Raw genomic sequence first — 21,836 nt, forward strand, 5'->3', positions numbered from 1 at the left:
TGTGTGCCTTACGAGCCGGCCTTCTTTGCGCCGGAGAACGCGGCGTAGGCGGCGATGGCGAAGAAGAGGAAGGTGAGCGGGCCCGCATCCTTCTTCCAGGCTTCCTGGACCACGCCGAAGTGGTCGAAGAACATCTCGGAGAAGCCCACGTGCAGGAGGTCCGCGATCATCATGGCCTCGCCGACCAGCTGGCCGAGGTAGACCGCGGCGAGCGCGAGCAGGATGCTCGCGATGGCGACGGCGGGGTTGCGCCCGCCGGCCTTGCCCGCCGCGACGCCGATGACGAAGCCGACACCGACGGCCGCCCAGCCGATCTCGTGCTCGGTGAGGCCGATGATCACGCCGTAGAGCGCGCCGACGACCAGGGCGGCCGCGAAGGCGGCGACCAGACCGAGGGCCAGGTTGTTCCGGACCGGCGCGGGCGGGGCCGGCGGCGCGGCGAACGCGCCCGGCTGCGCCGGGTACGGCGTACCGGGAACACCCGGCGCGCCAGGAGCAGACATACCAGGAGCCGCAGGAGCACCGGGAACACCAGGCGCGCCAGGGGCACCGGGCATCCCCGGGGCATCGGCGGGCGGCTGCTGGGCGTACGGGTTGCCGGCGGCCGGGCCGGGCTGCGGAGGCTGGGGTGGCGGAGATGACTGGTTCATGACAGAGATTCCCCCGAGGTGCGGCACCGCTGGATGCCGTGAGCGGATGACGGAACGGAAGACCCGTACGCACGTGTGTGCGACGAGTCCGGGGGAGACTAACAGCCGAGAACGACGACGCTCCCGGCTGTTTTCCGTTCGTGATCGTTCTCAGAGCCGGTGCGCGGCCCCCGTGGGCGTCACCCCGCGGGTGTCCAGCAGCAGCTGGGCCTTCACCGACAGGCCCTGGAGGTCGTACGTGCGGTGCGGCTGGAGCAGGATCGTCAGATCGGCGTCGGCGGCGGCCTCGTAGAGGGAGTCCACGCGCGGGACCGGGCGGTCCAGCAGGCTCCAGGAGGCCACCAGCGGATCGTGGTAGCTGACCGAGGCGCCCAGCTCCATCAGCCGCAGCGCGATCTCCTGCGCGGGCGTGCCCTGCTGGTCGGCGAGGTCGGCCTTGTAGGTGATGCCCAGCAGCAGGACGCGGGCGCCCCTGGCGGACTTGCCGTGCTCGTTCAGGAGGGCGGCGGCGCGCTGGACGACGTACCCCGGCATGCGGTGGTTGACCTGCTGGGCCAGCTCCACCATGCGCAGGCTGCGGCTGGCGTGGCCGGTCAGGTCCTGCGGGACGCCGTGCCCGCCGACGCCCGGCCCCGGCCGGAACGCCTGGAACCCGAACGGCTTGGTCTCCGCACAGCGGATCACGTCCCACAGGTCGACGCCCAGGTCGTGACAGAGCACGGCCATCTCATTGACCAGCGCGATGTTGACATGCCGGAAGTTGGTCTCCAGCAACTGCACGGTCTCGGCCTCGCGCAGCCCGCGCGCGCGGACCACCTTGTCCGTGAGCCGCCCGTAGAAGGTCGCGGCCGACTCGGTGCAGGCGGGGGTGAGACCGCCGATGACCTTGGGCGTGTTGGCGGGGGTGTGGTCGCGGTTGCCGGGGTCGACCCGGCTGGGCGAGTAGGCGAGGTGGAAGTCGCGGCCGGCGCACAGCCCGGAGCCCTCCTCCAGCAGGGGACGCAGGAACTGCTCGGTCGTTCCGGGCAGCACCGGCGACTCCAGGATGACCGTGGTGTGCGGGCGCAGCCGTTCGGCCAGGGCCCGCGCGGCCGTCTCGACCTGACTGAGGTCGAGCGTGCCGTCGGCGCCGCGCGGGGTCGGCGCGCAGATCACGGCGGTGCGCACCCGGCCGAGGTGGGCGGGGTCGGTGCCCGGCCGGAAGCCGGTGGCGTACATCCGGCGCAGCTCGGCGGGGCTGAGCGAGCCGGCCTCGGGGCCGGTGGCGTACCCGATGGTCGGGATCCCCGCGGCGACTGCGGCCTGGGCGAGCGGCAGGCCGTAGGGACCGAGTCCGATGACGGCGAGGTCTGCGGGCATGGCGTGGGCCGTCCTTCCCAGTAACCGAAGCGGGACAGGTGCGCAAGCCCTGTGGACTGGTCGAGCGAGCGCTCTGTCAGACTAGGTACAAATATGACCGTTATGTGTGATTGTGTTCGTGTGTCTTCCGCGGGTTGCGCGTGAGTTGTCCACAGGTTGTGAGCTCGTGGTGGCTGAAGTCGGGCAACCCGGTCAGAATTTGGGCATGAGGAGGGGGTGAACCGGGCTTCGCCCACCGGGTGCGGCCGACGCGAGCGGGTTTGCGACTGCGGGAGGCAGCGGTGAGGACAGCGACTCTGGATCCGGCGCAGCGCGCCGAGGCACTGGCCGGGATGGCGGAGCACGAACTGGACGTGCTGGTGGTCGGCGGTGGGGTGGTGGGCGCCGGCACCGCACTGGACGCGGTCACCCGTGGCCTGTCCACCGGCATCGTGGAGGCCCGCGACTGGGCGTCCGGCACCTCCAGCAGATCCAGCAAGCTCATCCACGGCGGCCTGCGCTATCTGGAGATGCTCGACTTCGCCCTCGTCCGCGAGGCACTCAAGGAGCGCGGACTGCTCCTGGAGCGGCTCGCCCCGCACCTGGTCAAACCGGTGCCGTTCCTCTACCCGCTCGAGCACAAGGGCTGGGAGCGGTTGTACGCCGGCTCGGGCGTCGCCCTCTACGACGCCATGTCCATGGCCCGCGGACACGGCCGGGGCCTGCCCATGCACCGCCACCTGAGCCGCCGTCACGCCCTCCGCGTCGCCCCCTGCCTGAGGAAGGACGCGCTGGTCGGCGCCCTCCAGTACTACGACGCCCAGATGGACGACGCCCGCTTCGTGACGACCTTGGTGCGCACGGCGGTGTCCTACGGCGCGAAGGCGGCCAACCGCGCGCGCGTGACCGGGTTCCTGCGCGAGGGCGAGCGGGTCGTCGGCGTCCGGGTGCAGGACGTGGAGGGCGGCGGGGAGTACGAGATCCGGGCCCGGCAGGTCGTCAACGCCACGGGCGTGTGGACCGATGACACCCAGGCCATGGTGGGTGAGCGCGGCCAGTTCCACGTCCGCGCCTCCAAGGGCATCCACCTCGTCGTGCCCAAGGACCGCATCCACTCCAGCACCGGCCTGATCCTGCGCACCGAGAAGTCCGTCCTGTTCGTCATCCCCTGGGGCCGGCACTGGATCGTCGGCACCACGGACACCGACTGGGACCTCGACAAGGCCCACCCGGCCGCCTCCAGCGCCGACATCGACTACCTGCTGGAGCACGTCAACTCGGTGCTCGCGGTGCCCCTGAGCCGCGACGACGTCCAAGGTGTGTACGCGGGCCTGCGGCCACTGCTGGCCGGTGAGTCCGACGCCACCAGCAAGCTGTCCCGCGAGCACACCGTCGCGCACCCGGCCCCGGGGCTCGTGGTGGTCGCGGGCGGCAAGTACACGACCTACCGGGTGATGGCCAAGGACGCCGTCGACGAGGCGGTCCACGGTCTCGACATGCGCGTCGCCGACTCCGTGACGGAGGAGATCCCGCTGCTCGGCGCGGAGGGCTACCCGGCACTGTGGAACGCGCGAGCACGTATCGCCGCCCGCCACAGGCTGCACGTGGTCCGCGTGGAGCACCTGCTGAACCGTTACGGCTCGATGTCCGAGCAGGTGCTGGAGCTCATCGCCGCCGATCCCACCCTGGGCGAGCCGCTCAAGCACGCCGACGACTATCTGCGTGCCGAGATCGTCTACGCCGCCTCGCACGAGGGCGCCCGTCACCTGGACGACGCGCTCACCCGCCGCACCCGCATCTCCATCGAGACCTTCGACCGGGGCACCCGCAGCGCCCGCGAGGCCGCCGAACTGATGGCACCCGTCCTCGGCTGGGACAAGGACCAGATCGAGCGTGAGGTCGAGCACTACGAGAAGCGGGTGGAGGCCGAGCGGGAGTCCCAGCTCCAGCCCGACGACCAGACGGCCGACGCGGCGAGGCTGGGCGCGCCGGACATCGTGCCGCTGTAGGAGGGTCCGGGGGCGGGTGGCTGGGCTCGGCGGAGGGGGCTGCTTCGTGGGCTGTTGGGCGCAGGGTGGCTGCTGGGGGACACGGCTATGTGCGCTGGGCCGGGGCCGACTTCACTCGAACGGGTGGCCCCGGCTGGGATCTCCGTTCGGGACTTGGTCGTTCTACCGGGTGCGAGGGCAGAACTCGGCGGAGAGCAAGGCCGGTTCGAGCCGGGGGTTCGCGCTCGCGTCCGTGTTCGCGCGGAAGGTGAGGACGCGACGGCCGTCGACGGTGGCCGCGGTGCGCACGTAGCTGCCGGGGATCCGCCCGTTGTGCCCCCACACCGTGATGCCGCACGGAAGCCGGGCCGGGTACAGGCCCATGCCGTACACGCCATGTGCGGCGCGTGTGTCGAGCATCTCGCGCAGCCGGCGCGGGGGCAGCAGCTCGCCGCCCAGCAGGGCCGCGTAGAAGCGGTCCAGGTCGTCGAGCGTGGTCACCAGCTCGCCCGCCGCGCCGGCCACGCGCGGATCGAGCTCGGTGACGTCGGAGCCGTCGGCGGCGTAGGCGCGGCCGTGCGGCTGGGGCAGCGACCGGCGGGAGCCGGGGAAGGAGGTGCCCGTCAGACCCAGCGGAGCGATGATCCGGCGCCGGGCCTCGGTGGCGTACGAGTGGCCGGTGACCTGGCGGACGACCATGCCGAGGAGGACGTAGTTGGTGCTGGAGTAGGCGTAGTGGCCCGGGCGGGCCGGAGGGAGGGCGAGAGCGAGGCGTACGTCTTGAAGCGGAGTCAGGGCGACTTTCCCGCGAGTGACCTGGGCGAAGTCGGGGAGTCCGCTGGTGTGGGTGAGCAGGGCGCGCAGGGTGATGTGGCGGCCGTCGGTGCGGCGACCGCGCAGCAGCCCGGGCAGGTACCGCTCCACGGGGTCGGACAGGGAGAGCCGGTGTTCCGCGGCCAGTTGCAGCACGACCGTCGCGACGAAGGTTTTCGTGATGCTGCCGGCCCGGAAGCGGTCGGCCCGGGTGATGTCGCGGCCGGCGGCCGTGTAGTGGTACGTGCGGCGGGAGCCGGCGCTGTCCCGGGTCAGCAGGGCGGCGGCCGGGGCCCCTCCCTCGGTGACCAGCAGCGGGAGGACCGCGTTCGTGGCCCTGGCGGCGGATGCGGCGCCTGCCGCGAAGGTGGTGGAGGGTGAGGCGGGGGCGCCGGGCTGGGCGGGGGTGAGCAACAGGGCGAGCAGCAGGACCGGCGGCAGGACCGGCAGCAGGACCGGCAGCAGGGCCCGCGGTGCCGGTACGGGCGGCAGGGTCCGCAGCGTCCGCAGCACGGCGCCGCCCTTGTCCGCACCCTTGGCCGTCTCTGCGCCCGTACCCGTGTGCGCGCTCATGTCGCACCCGCGCCCGCGCCCGCACTCATGCCCGCACCTGCGTCCCTACCCTGCGCCCACAGCCGTGCCCGCACGGTGCGCCCGACCGCGCCCGCGCCCACAGCCGTGTCCGCGACCTGCGCCCGCCCGCTGCGCCCGCACCCGTATCCGTGTCGGTGTCCGTACCGGTGCCCGTACCCGGGTCGGCGGTCTTGATTCCGATAAGTGGAGCATCTGGTTCTGTCAGTGTCCCGGTGCGCGCGGGCCGGGGAGCGGACAGGTGTGAAGACAGGGGACCCCTGGCGTCGGCCACTTGTCGGGTGAGAGACAATGGAGGCTCTGTCAGGGCCGGTTGCATGAGGGGACGCATGTCGGAGGCGGAGCGGGCGGGGACTTCACGTCAGGACACTCGTCGGGACAAGAGCGAGCGTCGTCTTCTTGCCGGGCGGTACCGGCTGGGAGACGTGCTGGGCCGCGGTGGTATGGGCACGGTGTGGCGTGCCGAGGACGAGACCCTGGGCAGGACGGTCGCCGTCAAGGAGCTGCGGTTCCCGTCGAACATCGACGAGGAGGAGAAGCGGCGCCTGATCACGCGCACCCTGCGCGAGGCCAAGGCGATCGCCCGGATCCGCAACAACAGCGCGGTGACGGTCTTCGACGTGGTCGAAGAGGACGACCGGCCGTGGATCGTCATGGAGTTGGTCGAGGGCAAGTCCCTGGCCGAGGTCATCCGTGAGGACGGCCTGCTGGAGCCCAGGCGGGCGGCCGAGGTCGGCCTGGCCGTCCTCGACGTGCTGCGCTCCGCGCACCGCGAGGGCATCCTGCACCGGGACGTGAAGCCGTCCAACGTGCTGATCGCCGAGGACGGCCGGGTCGTGCTCACCGACTTCGGTATCGCGCAGGTCGAGGGCGACCCGTCCATCACCTCCACCGGCATGCTCGTCGGCGCCCCCTCCTACATCTCCCCGGAGCGCGCCCGCGGGCACAAGCCGGGGCCGGCGGCCGACATGTGGTCGCTGGGCGGCCTGCTGTACGCGGCGGTCGAGGGTGTTCCGCCGTACGACAAGGGTTCGGCGATCGCCACTCTCACCGCGGTGATGACCGAGCCCCTGGAGGAGCCCAAGCACGCGGGCCCGCTCAGGGACGTCATCTACGGCCTGCTCTCCAAGGATCCCGCGCATCGGCTCGACGACGCCGGTGCCCGGTCCATGCTCAACGCCGTGATCCACGCGCGCGAGCCGGAGCCGTTGGACGCCACGCGGGTGGTTCCGCTGCCGAAGCAGCCCGACGGGCCCGAGGGCAAGCGGGGCGACGAGGCCGCCGAGCGGCTGCGCGGGGCGCTGCGTTCGGTCCGCAAGGCGGCCGGGTCAGCGGGCGCGGCGGCCGCCACGCGGTCGAAGGACGGCGGAGGCCCGCAGGGCACGTCCGGCGCTGCCGCGACCGGAGCCTCCGACGCGGCGGGCGTCCCCGGGCAGAGCTCCGCGAAGACCCAGGGCGCCGGAGCGGCGGGACGGTCTGCCGGTGCCGCCGCGCAGGGTTCCGCGGCATCGGGTTCCGTGGCATCGGGTTCCGGGGCCGCACCGAACTCCAGCGCGAACAAGCCGAGTTCCGGCTGGCCCGTGGTGCCGCCGCCGGACCTGGACCTGCCGCCGCGGCCGGTGCCGAGGGCGTCGCTCACCGACGTGGTGCCCAGGCGCACGCTGCTGATCGTGGCGCTGGTCGTCGCCCTCGCGGTGCTCGGCACCGTCCTCGCCGTCACGCTCGGCGGTGGCGACAAGGGTGACAAGGGCGCCGGTGCGAAGCCCGCGTCGAGCGCCAGTGCCTCCGTCAAGGAGGACAAGAACGCGGGGACCAGGGCGGGCGACGGCAGCGGTACGCGCACGGACGGTTCCGCCTCGGCGAGCGCCTCGACCGGTTCCGGAGCGGACGGCACGGCGGGCGCGAAGCCGAGCGAGTCGGGCGACGACTCCGGCGACGACTCCAGGTCGTCCGGCTCCAAGAACGGCGGGAGCGCGCCGGCGGTGTCGACCCACAAGGGCGGCCAGGGCTACTCGATCGGGCTGCCCAAGGGCTGGAAGTACGAGTCCACCGGACGGGCTGGAGACCGCTACACGGGTCCCGACGGGCAGAAGCTGCTCGTCGGCTGGACCAGCACGCCCAAGAGCGACCCGGTGGCGGACTGGGAGAACCAGGAGCGCTCCATGGTGCGCCCCCAGTACAAGCGGATCCGCATAGAGAAGGTGGACTACCGAGGCTGGAACACCGCCGACTGGGAGTTCACCTACGTGGGTGACGGCACCAAGTACCGCTCCATCGACCGGGGTTTCGTGGTGAACAGCCGTCTCGGGTACGGGCTGATGTACACCGCGAAGGCCGGTCAGTGGGACAGCGAACTGCGCAAGGACACCTGGAAGACGCTGACACGGTCCTTCGAGCCCAAGTCATGACCTGAACGAGCCCGGGCCGGGAGCATCGTCGAGAATCTCTCATCCCTCAATGCGAGTTGCCTCCGGCACGTATCGTGAATGGTCGAGGACCGTACGCAGCCGGGTCCGGACGCGGAACGGGTCGCACGGCGAACGAAAGTGAACGGCCGGACGGCAGGGGGAGGCAACGTGGACGAGTATGCGGGCCGAGTACTCGCCGATCGCTACCGCCTTCCGTTGCCGCCCTCCGACGAGTACGAACTGACCGAGACCCTCGCCTTCGACACCTACAGCGGGCAGGAGGTCCTGGTCCGTCAGGTGCCGTTGCCCGAGGTCGTCGAGGCCGAGGTGCTCGACGCGGAGGGGCTGCCCGCGGGGTTCACCGCGCGTGAGCGCGGGGCGCGCCGGACCCCGGTGGCCCGGACCGCGACCCGCAGGCCCACGGACCCGGCGGTGCGGCGCGCGGTCGAGGCCGTGCAGGCGGTCGCCGGCATCCCCGACCATCCGCGGCTGGACCAGGTCTTCGACGTGTTCGCCGAGGGCGGTTCGCTGTGGATCGTCAGCGAGGCCGTGCCCGCGCGTCCGCTGTCCGCGCTCCTCGCCGAGCAGCCGCTGACGCCGTACCGGGCGGCGGAGGTCGCCTCCGACGTCCTCATGGCGCTGCGCGTGCTGCACGCTCACGGCTGGGTGCACCGCAACGTCACCGCCCGCACGGTCCTCGTCCTCGACGACGGCCGCATCATGCTGACCGGCCTCGCAGTCGGCGCGGCGGAGGAGGCGCTGTGCGGATACGACCCGGTACCGGTGGAGGAAGGCCGGGACGACGGCCCCGCCCTCCCGGCCCCCCGTGACGCCGGTGCCTTCCCGCGTTCCGGTGGCCCGGCCGGCGGTGGTCCCGTCGCCGGTGGCCCGGTCGCCGACGGGCCGGCTCCTTCCGCCGACGTCGACCCCGAGGCCGCGCGGCGGGCCGCGATCCAGGCGCGGGTGGCCGGCGGGCTGCCGACGCCGGACGGAAGCGGGGCTTCCGGCGGAGTCGGGGGCGCTGGACCTGCGGGCCCGCGGGCACTGGAGAGCGGCAGCGGGGACGACATCCGTGCCGCCCGCGCCGGGGCCATCGCCGCGTACCGCGCGGGAGCCCGCGCCGCGGCGCGTGTGCAGGAGGCCCAGCAGAACGGCCGCGCCGCCCTCCCCGGCGCCCGACCGCCGGCCCCCGGCGACACCGACGGCGACGGCGCGGCACGACAGCCGTACGCCCCCGAACAGGGCAGCACGCCCCCCGGCCACACGCCCCCCGGCACGATCGCCGACCCCTACGGCGTGCACGGCAGGCCCTGGCACGGCGCCACACCCCGCCCGGCCTCCGGCACCACACCGGCCCCGGCGGACGGCGCCCCGCAACGCCCGAGCACCCTCCCCCCGGCAACATCCGGCCCCCAGCCGTCTCCGGGATCCGCCCCGCACGGAGCCGTCCCGCCGGGATTCGCCCCCCAGCCGTCTCCGGGATCCGCCCCGCACGGGACGCCCCCGCCCGGAGCCGCCCCCCAACCGTTCCCCGGAGCCACCCCGCACGCACCCACCCCGCACGCACCCACCCCGCACGCACCCACCCCGCCCGGAACGGCCCCTCACGCATCCGCCCCGTCGGGCGCCCTCTCCCCAGGAGCCGCCCCCGCAGGCAGCCCCGCCGACAGCCCCTTCGCCCGCCCCACGTCAGCCGCACCCCCGGCCGGCGCCTCCTCCGCCCGCCCCACGCCGGCCGCACCCCCCGTCCTCCCCTCCCAGAGCACCGGCCCCTCCCGCTGGGACGACCCGCCCGCCGGAACGTCCGTACGGCGCGGGCCCGGGACCGCGATCGCGGCTGAGCGGGCCCGGCAGGTGCGGATGACCGTGGTGGGCCCGGTGACCGAGCGGTGGGCGCCGGAGCAGGCCGGGCCCGTGCACGAGAACTGGCAGCTGGCGGCGCCGATCGGGCCGGCCACGGACCTGTGGGCCCTCGGGGCCCTGTTGTTCCGGGCCGTGCAGGGGCACGCGCCCTACCCTGAGGAGTCCACGGCCGAGCTGGTGCAGCTGGTGTGCTCGGAGCCGCCCGCCTTCGCGGAGGAGTGCGGGCCGCTGCGCCCGGTCGTGGAGTCGTTGCTGCGCCAGGACCCCACCGACCGGCCGGACGTGGAGGAGTTGAGCGGCTGGCTGCGTTCGCTGGTGCGGTCCGCGCCCGAGCCGGACGCGGGCAGCCATGTCGTCACGGTCCCGCCCGCCGACCCCAGGCGGCTGCCGATCGTGCGGCGGCGCGGAGAGCTGGTGCGGCGACGGCGCGCCGGGATGCCCGCGCCCCATCCGCACGGGCGGCACAAGCGGGCCCGGGAGGAGGAGCGTTCGCCGCGCAGCCTCGGCCGGACCCTGCTCCTGCTGATCCTGCTCCTGCTGGCCGGTGCGGTGGCGTACGCGATGCTGTTCATGCCGAAGCAGGACGGGAGCGGCGCGGCGAGCGGCGACCGTACCGGCAGCGCGGGACAGGCGAGCCCCACCCCCTCCCGCACCCGGCAGCCGTCCACCGGTGCGTCGGCCGGCGGCAACGCGTCCGGTGGCGGCCCTTCGGCGTCCGGGCCCGCCACCGAGACCCAGACCGGCGGCGACTCCTCCGTCGCCGACGGGTTCACGCTGCGCGCCGACCCGGACGGTTTCAAGATCGCGGTCGCCAACGGCTGGGCCCGCACGCCCAGGAACGGACGCGGCCAGGTGGTGTACACGCACGGGAACTTCGAGCTGCTCGTCGTACCGGGACGGGACGGCACCTCCACGTACGGCACCGATCCGATGGCCTACCAGCGGGACAGGGAAAGCGAACTCCAGCCGTACCGGGACTCCAGTTGGGCCACGGCCACCGGACTGCGCACCATCGAGGTGGGCGGACGGACCATGGCGGAGGGGCAGTTCACCTGGACCGACGACCAGGGGCGCGACCTGTATGTGCGCAACATGGCGATCCTGCTGAACGGCCGCTACCACATCGTGCAGGTCCGCGGCCCGGAGGCGGAGCGCGACGAGGTGACCCGGCTGTACGAGCAGGCGACGGCGACGTACCGCTACACGGGCTGAGCGGCACCACGTACACCCGTCGAAGACGCCGTACGCCGACCGAGCACGCCGTTCGCCGACCGAGCACGCCGTTCGCCGACCGAGTGCCGTACGCCGACCGAGCAAGCCGTACGGCGGCCGGGCTTCCCCGCATCGCTTGAGCACTTCCTGCACTGGTCGCGTATTCCCTACACCGGCCGTACGCATGGGGATTCGGTGCTTCCGGGTGCCCGGGGCACAAGCGTCACAGGACTGTCACCTTGGCACCCCGCTTGTTCCCCGCGGACAGGCCGGTCCTTAGTCTGACCCTGACAAGACCATTGCGGGGCAACGTGAATCAGATGCAGGGCCTGCTCATAGCGGGCCGCTACCGGCTCGCCGACTCCATCGGCAGGGGCGGCATGGGCCGGGTGTGGCGCGCTCACGACGAGGTGCTGCACCGGCAGGTCGCCGTCAAGGAGTTGACCGCCGCGCACTTCGTCTCGGACAGCGACCAGGCCATCCTGCTCGCCCGCACCCGGGCCGAGGCGCGAGCCGCCGCGCGCATCAACCACTCCGCCGTCGTCACCGTGCACGACGTCCTCGAACACGACGGCCGCCCCTGGATCGTGATGGAGCTGGTCGAGGGCAACTCGCTGGCCGACGCGGTCAAGGAGCGCGGCCGCATCGAGCCGCACGAGACCGCGCGCATCGGTGTGTGGGTGCTGCGGGCGCTGCGCGCCGCGCACGCCGCGGGCGTCCTGCACCGGGACGTCAAGCCCGGCAACGTCCTGCTCGGCCGGGACGGCCGGGTGCTGCTCACCGACTTCGGCATCGCCCAGATCGAGGGCGACACCACCATCACCCGCACCGGGGAGGTCGTCGGCTCGGTCGACTACCTCGCGCCCGAGCGGGTGCGCGGCCACGACCCCGGCCCGTCCTCCGACCTGTGGGCCCTGGGCGCCACGCTGTACACGGCGGTCGAGGGCCGCTCGCCGTTCCGCCGCACCTCACCGCTGAGCACCATGCAGGCGGTCGTCGAGGAGGAGGCGGAGGAGCTCCGCCACGCCGGCGCGCTCGGCCCGGTCATCTCCGCCCTGCTGCGCAAGGAACCGGCCCAGCGGCCCACCGCCGAGGAGGCCGAGCAGATGCTCGCCGAGGCGGCGGAGGGCAGACGGCCCAGCGCGGCCCAGGCGTTCATACCGACCCAGAGCTCGGGCCTGGGCACCCCCGGTCCGTACGGCCCCCGGCCGGGCCCGCAGGGATACGGCACCGGCGCGGGCCCTGCGGGGTACGGCATCGGTACGGGCCCCGCGGGGTACGGCACCGGTACGGCGCCGCCCGCCGGTTACGGCCCCGGCACCCCGGGCCGCTCCGCCACCGGGGGGACGGCGCTCGAGCCCACGATGCTGGGCCCGGCCGGCGGACCCGGTGGCCCGGCGCAGGCCCGGCCCCGGCCACGGCGCCGACTGCGCTCGCTCGCACTGGTCGTCGCGATGGCGGCCGTGATCGGCGGGGGCGCCGCGGTGGGCTACCAGCAGTGGCAGTCGAGGCAGCAGGACTCCGACGCGGTCGTCGCCCCGCCCGCAGCGCAGACCTCGGAGGCGAACACCCGGGCCCCGGACGGCACCGTCCCCGGCAGCTGGGAGCGCTACGACGACCCGATCGGCTTCAGCGTCTCCCTGCCCAAGGGCTGGAAGCGCAAGGTGTACCGGCCCAGCGGCGGCATACAGGTCGACTTCAAGCAGGTCGACTACTCGCCCGACGGCGGCCTGCACTTCGTCCGTATCGCCGTCGACCCCGCCCCTGACTTCGCCGGCGGCTACCAGCACCAGCTGGACCTGGAACAGCAGCTCCGAAACCGGCTGGTCGGCTACAAGCGCGTGACCATGAAGGAGAACACCTACCGCGACTGCAAGGGCTCGCTGTGGGAGTACACCTGGAACGCGCGCAAGCAGGACGAGCCCTACGTCGCCGGGCCCCGGCGCGCCATCGAGGAGACGTACATCTCGCGGGGGGGCACGGAGTACGCGATCTACATGTCGACGCCCGCGGAGGACTGGGCGAGGACGAGCAAGCAGTTCAAGTGGGTGCTGCAGAGCTGGCAGCCGAAGGCGGGCTGAGCGCCGAGGGACGCGGGCTCAGCGCCGAGGGACGCGGCCTGAGCGCCGAGGGACGCGGCCTGAGCTCCGGGGCACGTACGAGCGCCGGGGTACGCGCGTAGTGCGCGCCCCTGTGCCTCGGGCTTGGCCGATCAGCGCCCTCTCTTGGCCGAGTGCTCCCCGGAGCGGTCGCGTCCGGTGCGGCATGATGGGCGCATGGGGACCGAGGGGGACGACTTCCGTGTGATCGCGGGCCGTTACCGCCTGGAGGCGCGCATCGGCCGCGGCGGCATGGGTGTCGTGTGGGGGGCGAGCGACCAGGTGCTGGGCCGCCGGGTGGCGGTGAAGGAACTCGCCCCGGACGACTCCCTCGCGGACGACGACGTACGCCGTCGCCGTGACCGCACCCTGCGCGAGGCGCGGGCGGTCGCCCAGCTGCGGCACCCGCACATCATCGTCGTGCACGACGTCGTCGAGCAGGACGAACGGCCGTACATCGTCATGGAGTTGATCGACGGCGGCTCCCTCGCGGACCGGATCACCACGAGCGGCCCGGTCGATGCCGCGGAGGCCGCCCGGATCGGCATCGATCTGCTGAGCGCCCTGGGCACCGCGCACGAGGCGGGGGTGCTGCACCGGGACGTCAAGCCCGCCAACGTCCTGGTCGAGTCGGGCACCGACCGGGTCGTGCTCACGGACTTCGGGATCGCGCAGGTCGCGGGTGCCAGCACGCTGACCGAGACCGGCTCCTTCGTCGGCTCGCCCGAGTACACCGCCCCCGAGCGGATGTCCGGCCTGCGGGCGGGCCCGGAGTCCGACCTGTGGTCGGTGGGCGTGCTGCTGTGCGCTGTGCTCAGCGGCGAGTCGCTGTTCCGGCGCGATTCGCTCGGCGGCATCCTGCACGCCGTCGTGGCCGCCGAGATCCGGCCGCCCGCGCAGGCCGAGCCGCTGCTGCCGGTCGTACGGGGCCTGTTGGAGCGCGATCCCGAGCGGCGGCTGGGCGCGGCAGACGCCGAGCGGATGCTGCGGACGTTCCTGGAGACGGGCCGCACCCCGCCGGCGCCGGGCACCGCGACCACGGGGCGCACGCACCGGCTCGGCGGGGGACGCGCGGCGCGGCACGGCGGCTTGGGCGGCCGCCCGTCCGACGCCTCCTACTCGCCGACCGAACACGACGTGGCGCACGGGGCGTTGGCCCCGCCCGGCGGATCGGGAGGGTCGGGAGGATCGGGCGGAACGGAAGGACCGGAAGGGCTGGGAAGATCGGGAGGAGGGGAGAGGCTGGCCGGGGCGGAGTCGGCACACCCCTCGTCGGCGGTCCCGTCGGGTGAACAGCCCCCGCCGGCACGGCAGTCCACGCGCGGTGTGCTGATCGCCGCGCTCCTCGTCGCCGCCGTCGCCGGGGCGGGCGTCTCGGCGGCGGCGCTGCTGCTGAACCAGGGCGGCGACGCGGGCGGTGGCACACCTGGTGGTACGGCGTCCAGCCCTGCGACCGGCACGGGTACGGCCACGACACCGTCCCCGACGGTCTCCGGTACGGGCACCGCTCCGCCCGCCGTGCCCGGCACGCCGACGGCCACCGACAAGCACACGGCACCCTCCGGCTACCGCACCGCCCTGGACCCGGCCGGCTACTCCCTCGCCGTACCAGAGGACTTCACCCGCGAGCGGCAGGGCGAGCGGGTCTTCTACTTCTCCCCGGGGGAGACCTTCCGCCTCGGCATCAAGGTCACCCCGCCCGGACCGGGCGGCCCCGTCGCGGTCATGAACCGTTCGGCGGCCGAGGGGCCCGGCAACAACCCCGGTTACCACGACGGCCGGGTCACCCAGACCACCCACGCCGGACACCCCGCCGCGCTCTGGGAGTTCACCTGGAACGGCTACAGCGCCGCCGAGGGCCCGCGCCACACCTATGACCTGTGCTGGGAGGAGGGCGGCCGCATGTACGACGTGTGGGTGTCGGCGCCGGTCGGGAAGGTGCGCGAGGCACGGGAGCACTTCGACGTGGCCCTCGACACCTTCACGGTCACCGCTCGCTGACCGCTCGCTGACCGCTCGTCGACGCCGTATCAGTCACGACCGGACGGCACCTCGTCGGTCACGGCTCTGTGACCGTTCATGAGCGATGTGGCTCGTAGCGCACATGGCGCGATATGGATGGAACATGAGCAACGACGGGGGAACGGGCCGCCCGGCCGACGAGACGACGAGCTTTGTTCTGCAACCGCCGAACGGGGGCGCGAACGGGGGCGCGAACACGGGCGCGAACGCGGGCGCGAACAGCGGGGCGGGCGCGGCCGTGAACCCGTACGGGGTCGCAGACCGTCATCAGGGCCGACTGCCGCCGCACGCCGTGCCCACCCAGGTGTCCGCGCCCCCGCCGACGGCCCAGGAGCCCGGCGCCGGACGGCTGATCGCCGGCCGCTACCGGCTGCTCGCCAAGCTCGGGCACGGCGGGATGGGCACCGTGTGGCGGGCCAAGGACGAGGTGGTGGACCGTGAGGTGGCGGTCAAGGAACCCCGGGTACCGGACCACCTTCCCGAGCGGGAACGCGCCACCGCCTTCGAGCGGATGCGCCGCGAGGCCCGTGCGGCGGCCCGGCTCGACCACCCCGCGGTGGTCGGCGTGCACGACGTCGCCGTGGTCGACGGACGGCCGTGGATCGTGATGGAGCTGGTGCGCGGCCGTTCGCTGGGCGCCGCCCTCCAGGAGGGCACGCTGGGCGCCCGCGAGGCGGCCCGGATCGGTCTGGAGGTGCTCGGCGCGCTGGAGACGGCCCACGCGGCCGGCGTCCTGCACCGGGACGTGAAACCGGACAACGTGCTGCTCGGCCGGCACGACCGGGTCGTCCTCACCGACTTCGGCATCGCCCTGATCGAGGGCGACTCGAACCTGACCGACACCGGCGGCTTCGTCGGCTCGCCCGAGTACATCGCGCCGGAGCGGGTGCTGGGCCAGCGCCCCGGCCCGGCCAGCGACCTGTGGTCCCTGGGCGTGGTGCTCTACACGGCCACCGAGGGCGTCTCCCCGTTCCGCCGCAGCAACACCCCCGCCACCCTCCAGTCCGTTCTCAACGCCACCCCGGCCCCGCCCGCCGCCACCCCGGCCCCGCCCGCCGCCGCGCCGGGCCCGCTCGCCGAGGTCATCAACGGCCTGCTCCAGAAGGACCCCGCCCGCCGTCCGACGGCACCCCAGGTCCGCGCCCTGCTGGAGGCGGCCGCGAACCCTCCGGCGCCCGAGCCCGCCCACCCCGCGCCGGCCACGGCGCAGGCCACCGTGCCCGCGAGCGGTTCCCGGCGCCGGGGCCGGGGCCGCGCGCTCTGGCTGGGCGCCGGCGCGGCGGTGGTCGCGGCCGCGGTGGCCGGATACCTGCTGCTCGCCGACCCGTTCGCGGGCCCGCTCCCCGACGACTGGACGAAGCACACCGACGCCCGGCTGGGCGCCACCGTCGCCACCCCCGCGGCCTACCAGATCGGTCACCCGGAGAAGGACGCCCCCGACCAGAACTGGGTGTCGTACACGGACTACAGCGGCGACATCTCCATCGTCCTGCACCTCGCCCGGAAGTCGGACGACTCCCTGCACGAGATCCAGAGCAACGCGCCGGCCCAGATGCACGCCGACGACGAGAAGTTCAAGAACCAGGGCGAGTACACCCTCGACATGCCCAAGGGCGCGAAGACGGATCCGGACGACAGCCCCACGTACCGCGGGAGAAAGGCCGCGAAGAACACCGTGGAATACAAGACCGACGACTCGCAGAATCCGCGCCCCCGCGAACTCCAGATCTTCTATTACGTCACCAAGGCCGGCGACCTGTACGAACTCACCGTCGGCTACCCGGGCAAGGGCGACTTCACCGACCGGGGCCGGGAAGTGGCGAGGACGGCGATCGCCAACCTGGACATCGGGAAACTCTGACAGCCGTCCGGGCGGTGAGGCGCGGATGCTCCAACTCGCGCTGTGTGAAAGCGAGTTGGAGTTCCGCGTGTCGTTTGACCGCACCTCTTCGACAAGGGCGGGGTGCGCACGGTACTCATGTGGCATGAGTGAAGACGGCGAACACCCGCCCGACGGACCTCTGATCGGCGGGCGCTACCGGCTCGTCGCGCGCATCGGGTCCGGCCCGACCGGCACCGTCTGGCGCGCCCGGGACGAGGAGGGACAGCGGGAGGTCGCCGTCAAGGAGCCTCTGCTGCCCGGGGACCCGGCCGACGACGAGGAGAGCGGCCGGATCGCCCACCGCCTCTACCGGGAGGCCCGCGCCGCCGCCCGCGTGCGGCACCCCTCCGCCGTCACCGGCCTCGACGTGGTCACCGAGGCCGGGCTGCCGTGGATCGTCATGGAGCTGGTCGAGGGCGAGTCGCTGCGCGAGGCCGTACGACGCGGACCGCTGCCGCCCGCCGAGGCCGCCCGGGTGGGGCTCGCCGTCCTCGGGGCACTGCGTGCCGCGCACGCCGTCGGGATCGTGCACCGGGACCTCAAGCCCGCCAACGTCCTGATCGAGGCCGGCACCGGGCGGGTCGTCGTCACCGACTTCGGGATCGGGGACGGGCACGCCGAGGAGACCCCCGCCGGATTCGTCGCCCCGGAGCGGCTGTCCGGGCGCGCCGCCGGCCCCGCCTCCGACCTGTGGTCCCTCGGGGCACTGCTGGCCACCGCCGTCGAGGGCGCCGACCCCGGTCCGCTCGGCCCGCTGCTGGAACGCCTGCGCGCACCCGAACCGGAGGCCCGGCCGGGCGCGGACGAGGTCGCGGTGGTGCTGGAGGCGTGCGTGGGCGGCACGTCGGTGGAGGAGGCGGCTGCGAAGGAGGCTGTGGAGGAGGCGGTATCCGTATCGACACCGGCTCCGGCCCCGGTACCGGTGTCTGTGGCTCAGTCGGCTCAGTCGGCTCAGTCGGCGCAGGCGCCCGGGGCAGAGGCCGAGCCCGTGCCGGTCCCGGCAACCCCGCCCCTGTCCCCGCCCACCGACACCCGACTGTCCCTGCCCACCGACACCCGACTGTCCCCGCCCACCGACACCCGCCGCCGCACCCCCCTCGCCGCCCTCGGCCTCCTCCTCGCGAAAAAACCCGCGGGCGAATGATCGCCACCGGACAACGCGCTGATCAGCACATTCGCTGCCAGTGATCACTGGCAGTGTGTGAGCAGACGGTGAAACCCCGTTACCGACGGGTACACAAAGTTCTCCTCCCGTCATACCCTGCGCCTCATGACGGACTCGCAGGCCCAGGACCGCACCGGTACCAACCCGCTCGCCCCCGCCCCCGAAGGCGTCCGCACCGCCGCCGACGTGGTCACCCCGGAGCTGGTGGCGCAGCTGACGAAGGGCGTCGTCGGCTCCGGCCGTACCGCCAACCACACCCCGTTCACCGGCGAGAAGCTGGCGGACCTGCCCGAGTCCACCCCGGAGGACGTGCTCAAGGCCTACCAGGCCGCCCGCGCCGCGCAGGCGGTGTGGGAGAGGACTCCGGTACGGCAGCGGGCCGCCGTGCTGCTCCGCTTCCACGACCTGGTGCTCGCCCGCCAGGCCGAGGTCCTCGACCTGATCCAGCTGGAGACCGGCAAGGCCCGGCTGCACGCGCACGAGGAGGTGCAGGCCGTCGCCGTCGCGGCCCGCCACTACGGGCGCAAGGCCCCCGCCTACCTGCGGCCCAAGCGGCACACCGGCGCCATCCCGACCCTGACGAAGGTCACCGAACTCCGCCACCCGCGCGGAGTGGTGGGCCAGATCGCCCCCTGGAACTACCCGCTGGAGCTGTCCGTCGGCGACGCGCTGCCCGCGTTCGTGGCCGGCAACGCGGTCGTGATGAAGCCGGACACGGAGACCTGCCTGACCGCCCTGTGGGCCCGTGACCTGCTGATCGAGGCCGGGCTGCCCGAGGGCGTCTTCCAGGTCGTGCTCGGCGAGGGCCCGGTCGTCGGCCCGGAGGTCGTCCGGCACGCCGACTACGTCTCCTTCACCGGCTCCACCCGCACCGGCCGCGAGGTCGCCGCGGGCGCCGCCTCCCGCCTGGTCGGCGTCTCCCTCGAACTCGGCGGCAAGAACGCGATGCTGGTGCTCGACGACGCCGACATCGAGAAGGCCGCCGCGGGCGCCGTCCGCGCCTGCTTCTCCTCCGCCGGACAGCTCTGCATCTCCATCGAGCGGCTGTACGTCCACGAGTCGGTCGCCGACGCCTTCCTGGAGCGCTTCGCCGCCCGCACCAAGGCCATGCGGCTCGGCAACTCCCTCGCCTACGGCGCCGACATGGGCTCCCTGGTCGGCGAGCGGCAGCTCAAGACCGTCGAGCGGCACGTGGCGGAGGCCGTCACCAAGGGCGCGAAGCTGGTCGCCGGCGGCGTGGCCCGCCCCGACATCGGCCCGTACTTCTTCGAGCCCACCATCCTCGACGGGGTCGAGGACTCGATGGCCGTCTGCGACGAGGAGACCTTCGGCCCGGTCGTCTCCGTCTACCGGTTCAAGACCGACGACGAGGCCGTCGAGCGCGCCAACGCCACGTCGTACGGTCTGAACGCGTCCGTGTGGACGACGAGTGCCGGCCGTGGCCGGGACGTCGCCGCCCGGCTGCGCACCGGCACGGTCAACGTCAACGAGGGGTACGCGCCCGCCTACGGCAGCGTCCAGTCCCCGATGGGCGGGATGAAGGACTCCGGTCTCGGCCGCCGCCACGGCTCCGAGGGCATCCTCAAGTACACCGAGGCCCAGACGGTCGCCCAGCAGCGCCTGCTGCCGATGGCGCCGTCGCTGGGCATGGACGACGAGAAGTACGCCCGCTTCATGAGCACGAGTCTGAGCCTGATGAAGGCATTCCGGTTCCGGTAGGCCACCCGGGGGCGCGGGGCCGCATTCGACATGCGGCTTCGCCGCCGGGGCGCGACCGGCCACAGCCACAGAGCACCTGCACGCGAAACTCAGCGAGGAGACCCCCGTGCCCCAGGACGCTTACGACTACGACGTCCTCGTCATCGGCTCCGGCTTCGGCGGATCGGTGTCGGCCCTGCGCCTGACGGAAAAGGGTTACAAAGTCGGCGTCCTGGAGGCGGGTCGCCGCTTCACCCGCGACAGCCTGCCCAAGAACTCCTGGGACCTGAAGAACTACCTCTGGGCCCCCAGGTTCGGCATGTACGGCATCCAGCGCATCCACCTGCTGGGCAACGTCATGGTGCTGGCGGGTGCCGGCGTCGGCGGCGGCTCGCTGAACTACGCCAACACCCTCTACGTCCCGCCGAAGGCGTTCTTCGACGACCCGCAGTGGAAGGACATCACCGACTGGCAGGCGGAGCTGAAGCCGTACTACGACCAGGCCCAGCGGATGCTCGGCGTGCGGCTCAACCCCACCATGACCCCCTCCGACGTCCACCTGAAGGCGGCGGCCCAGCGGATGGGCGTCGGCGACACCTTCCACATGGCGCCGGTCGGCGTCTTCTTCGGCGACGGCGAGGACGCCGACGGGACGACGAAGGCGAAGCCGGGCGGCGAGGTCGCCGACCCGTACTTCGGCGGGGCCGGCCCGGCCCGCAAGGCCTGCACCGAGTGCGGCGAGTGCATGACCGGCTGCCGGCACGGCGCGAAGAACACCCTCAACGAGAACTACCTGTACCTCGCCGAGAAGGCGGGCGCGGTGGTCCACCCGCTGACCACGGTCGTGTCCGTCACGGACGACTCGCGCGGCGGCTACGCGGTGGCCACACTCCCCACGGACCGGAAGAAGGGCGAGGGGCGGCTCTTCACCGCCCGCAGGGTCGTCGTCGCGGCCGGCACCTACGGCACCCAGACCCTGCTGCACCGCATGAAGGCCGGCGGCCAGCTGCCCTACCTCTCCGCCCGGCTCGGCGACCTGACGCGGACCAACTCCGAGGCACTGGTCGGCGCGCAGACCGTCGACCGCCGCTACCGCAAGGCGCACGGCGTGGAGAAGGCCGACTTCACCCAGGGCGTCGCCATCACCTCCTCCGTGCACCCGGACGAGAACACCCACATCGAGCCTGTCCGCTACGGCAAGAAGTCCAACTCGATGGGCGGCCTCACGGTCCTCCAGGTGCCGTACGCCGAGGGCTCCTCGCGCGTCCTCGGCTGGCTGGCCAACGCGGCCCGCCACCCCCTGCTGGTCCTGCGCTCCCTGTCCAACCGGCGCTGGTCGGAGCGGACCATCATCGGCCTGGTCATGCAGTCCCTGGACAACTCGCTGACGACCTACCTGAAGCCCGACGGCGTCGGCAAGGGCCTGCTGACCGCCCGGCAGGGCCACGGCGCGCCGAACCCCATGCAGATCAAGGCCGCCACCGAGGCCGCCACGGCGCTCGCCGAGGAGATCAACGGCTTCGCGGGCAGCAACGTCGGAGAACTGATGGGAACCCCGCTGACCGCGCACTTCCTCGGCGGCTGCCCCATCGGCGACTCCCCGGAGACCGGTGTGATCGACCCGTACCACCGGCTCTACGGCCACCCCGGCATCTCGGTCGTCGACGGAGCCGCGGTCTCGGCGAACCTGGGCGTCAACCCGTCGCTGACGATCACCGCGCAGGCCGAGCGGGCGATATCGTACTGGCCGAACAAGGGCGAGGAGGACCCCCGTCCGACGTCGGGCGCGGCGTACGAGCGGCTGAAGCCGGTGGAGCCGCGCACCCCGGCGGTCCCGGCGGACGCGTTCGGAGCGCTGAAGCTGCCGTTCCTGGGGATGCCGACGGTGCCGTCGAAGAAGTAGCCGGGGCACAAGCCTCGAGGGACCTGCATCCCCCTCCGAACGCAGGTCCCTCGCTCTTACCGTCTGCTTGATCCGGCAGCAGGTTTGATCGGCGAGGCCTGTGAACGGTTGTGCCGCCGCACTCCGATTCCCGTGTGATGTGAGTCACGCATGATGGCTGTGGGGGGCGGGTGTGCGGGGGTGGGTGTGTGGGGGTGGGCGTGA

General features: G+C 73.2%; 12 protein-coding genes. 9 read left to right on the forward strand and 3 right to left on the reverse strand.

Features of this window, described 5'->3' with window-relative positions:
* Positions 1-8 precede the first annotated feature (8 nt).
* Positions 9-503 carry a hypothetical protein gene (locus tag ACWD5D_RS12730; protein WP_451372668.1) on the reverse strand — a complete coding sequence of 165 codons (495 nt, stop codon included), beginning with the start codon at positions 501-503 and terminating at the stop codon, positions 9-11.
* 297 nt (positions 504-800) lie between these two features.
* Complete coding sequence (locus ACWD5D_RS12735) at positions 801-2,009, reverse strand: nucleotide sugar dehydrogenase (protein WP_451372669.1); 1,209 nt, start codon at positions 2,007-2,009, stop codon at positions 801-803.
* A 281-nt stretch (positions 2,010-2,290) separates the two neighbouring features.
* Between ACWD5D_RS12735 and ACWD5D_RS12740 the strand changes: the two genes are divergently transcribed.
* The gene (locus ACWD5D_RS12740; protein ID WP_451372670.1) at positions 2,291-3,997 is read left to right on the forward strand and encodes a glycerol-3-phosphate dehydrogenase/oxidase; all 1,707 of its coding nucleotides are present in this window, start codon (positions 2,291-2,293) and stop codon (positions 3,995-3,997) included.
* A 162-nt stretch (positions 3,998-4,159) separates the two neighbouring features.
* Here the strand turns inward: ACWD5D_RS12740 and ACWD5D_RS12745 are convergent, their stop codons facing one another.
* Positions 4,160-5,362 (reverse strand): serine hydrolase domain-containing protein, encoded by a 1,203-nt coding sequence (locus tag ACWD5D_RS12745; RefSeq protein WP_451372671.1) that lies wholly within the window; start codon positions 5,360-5,362, stop codon positions 4,160-4,162.
* Positions 5,363-5,709: 347 nt separating this feature from the next.
* On the opposite strand from ACWD5D_RS12745, the gene ACWD5D_RS12750 reads away from it, so the two are divergent.
* The 8 genes from ACWD5D_RS12750 to ACWD5D_RS12785 all read left to right on the forward strand — a co-directional run bounded on the left by ACWD5D_RS12750 (position 5,710) and on the right by ACWD5D_RS12785 (position 21,632).
* Entirely contained in the window at positions 5,710-7,788 is a 2,079-nt protein-coding gene (locus tag ACWD5D_RS12750) for a serine/threonine-protein kinase (RefSeq protein ID WP_451372672.1), read from the forward strand.
* Between the two features lie 168 nt (positions 7,789-7,956).
* Entirely contained in the window at positions 7,957-10,863 is a 2,907-nt protein-coding gene (locus ACWD5D_RS12755) for a protein kinase (protein WP_451372673.1), read from the forward strand.
* Between the two features lie 320 nt (positions 10,864-11,183).
* Positions 11,184-12,944 carry a serine/threonine-protein kinase gene (locus ACWD5D_RS12760; RefSeq protein WP_451372674.1) on the forward strand — a complete coding sequence of 587 codons (1,761 nt, stop codon included), beginning with the start codon at positions 11,184-11,186 and terminating at the stop codon, positions 12,942-12,944.
* A 195-nt stretch (positions 12,945-13,139) separates the two neighbouring features.
* Positions 13,140-14,963: a serine/threonine-protein kinase gene (locus ACWD5D_RS12765; protein WP_451372675.1), complete on the forward strand. Its 1,824-nt coding sequence runs from the start codon at positions 13,140-13,142 to the stop codon at positions 14,961-14,963.
* A 124-nt stretch (positions 14,964-15,087) separates the two neighbouring features.
* Complete coding sequence (locus tag ACWD5D_RS12770; protein WP_451372676.1) at positions 15,088-16,845, forward strand: serine/threonine-protein kinase; 1,758 nt, start codon at positions 15,088-15,090, stop codon at positions 16,843-16,845.
* A 124-nt stretch (positions 16,846-16,969) separates the two neighbouring features.
* Positions 16,970-18,010, forward strand: coding sequence for a serine/threonine-protein kinase (locus tag ACWD5D_RS12775; RefSeq protein WP_451372677.1), 1,041 nt, complete (start codon positions 16,970-16,972; stop codon positions 18,008-18,010).
* Between the two features lie 126 nt (positions 18,011-18,136).
* Positions 18,137-19,750 carry a succinic semialdehyde dehydrogenase gene (locus ACWD5D_RS12780; protein WP_451372678.1) on the forward strand — a complete coding sequence of 538 codons (1,614 nt, stop codon included), beginning with the start codon at positions 18,137-18,139 and terminating at the stop codon, positions 19,748-19,750.
* A gap of 106 nt (positions 19,751-19,856) precedes the next feature.
* The gene (locus ACWD5D_RS12785; protein WP_451372679.1) at positions 19,857-21,632 is read left to right on the forward strand and encodes a GMC family oxidoreductase N-terminal domain-containing protein; all 1,776 of its coding nucleotides are present in this window, start codon (positions 19,857-19,859) and stop codon (positions 21,630-21,632) included.
* The last annotated feature ends 204 nt before the right edge of the window (positions 21,633-21,836 follow it).

It is taken from the genome of Streptomyces sp. NPDC002520 (assembly GCF_053595235.1).

Bases quoted from the DNA above. Each gene is read 5' to 3' on its own strand.
- ACWD5D_RS12760 (WP_451372674.1), top strand. From the start codon at position 11,184: ATGCAGGGCCTGCTCATAGCGGGCCGCTACCGGCTCGCCGACTCCATC.
- ACWD5D_RS12780 (WP_451372678.1), top strand. From the start codon at position 18,137: ATGACGGACTCGCAGGCCCAGGACCGCACCGGTACCAACCCGCTCGCC.
- ACWD5D_RS12775 (WP_451372677.1), top strand. From the start codon at position 16,970: ATGAGTGAAGACGGCGAACACCCGCCCGACGGACCTCTGATCGGCGGG.
- ACWD5D_RS12770 (WP_451372676.1), top strand. From the start codon at position 15,088: ATGAGCAACGACGGGGGAACGGGCCGCCCGGCCGACGAGACGACGAGC.
- ACWD5D_RS12735 (WP_451372669.1), bottom strand. From the start codon at position 2,009: ATGCCCGCAGACCTCGCCGTCATCGGACTCGGTCCCTACGGCCTGCCG.
- ACWD5D_RS12765 (WP_451372675.1), top strand. From the start codon at position 13,140: ATGGGGACCGAGGGGGACGACTTCCGTGTGATCGCGGGCCGTTACCGC.
- ACWD5D_RS12745 (WP_451372671.1), bottom strand. From the start codon at position 5,362: ATGAGCGCGCACACGGGTACGGGCGCAGAGACGGCCAAGGGTGCGGAC.
- ACWD5D_RS12730 (WP_451372668.1), bottom strand. From the start codon at position 503: ATGTCTGCTCCTGGCGCGCCGGGTGTTCCCGGTACGCCGTACCCGGCG.
- ACWD5D_RS12750 (WP_451372672.1), top strand. From the start codon at position 5,710: ATGTCGGAGGCGGAGCGGGCGGGGACTTCACGTCAGGACACTCGTCGG.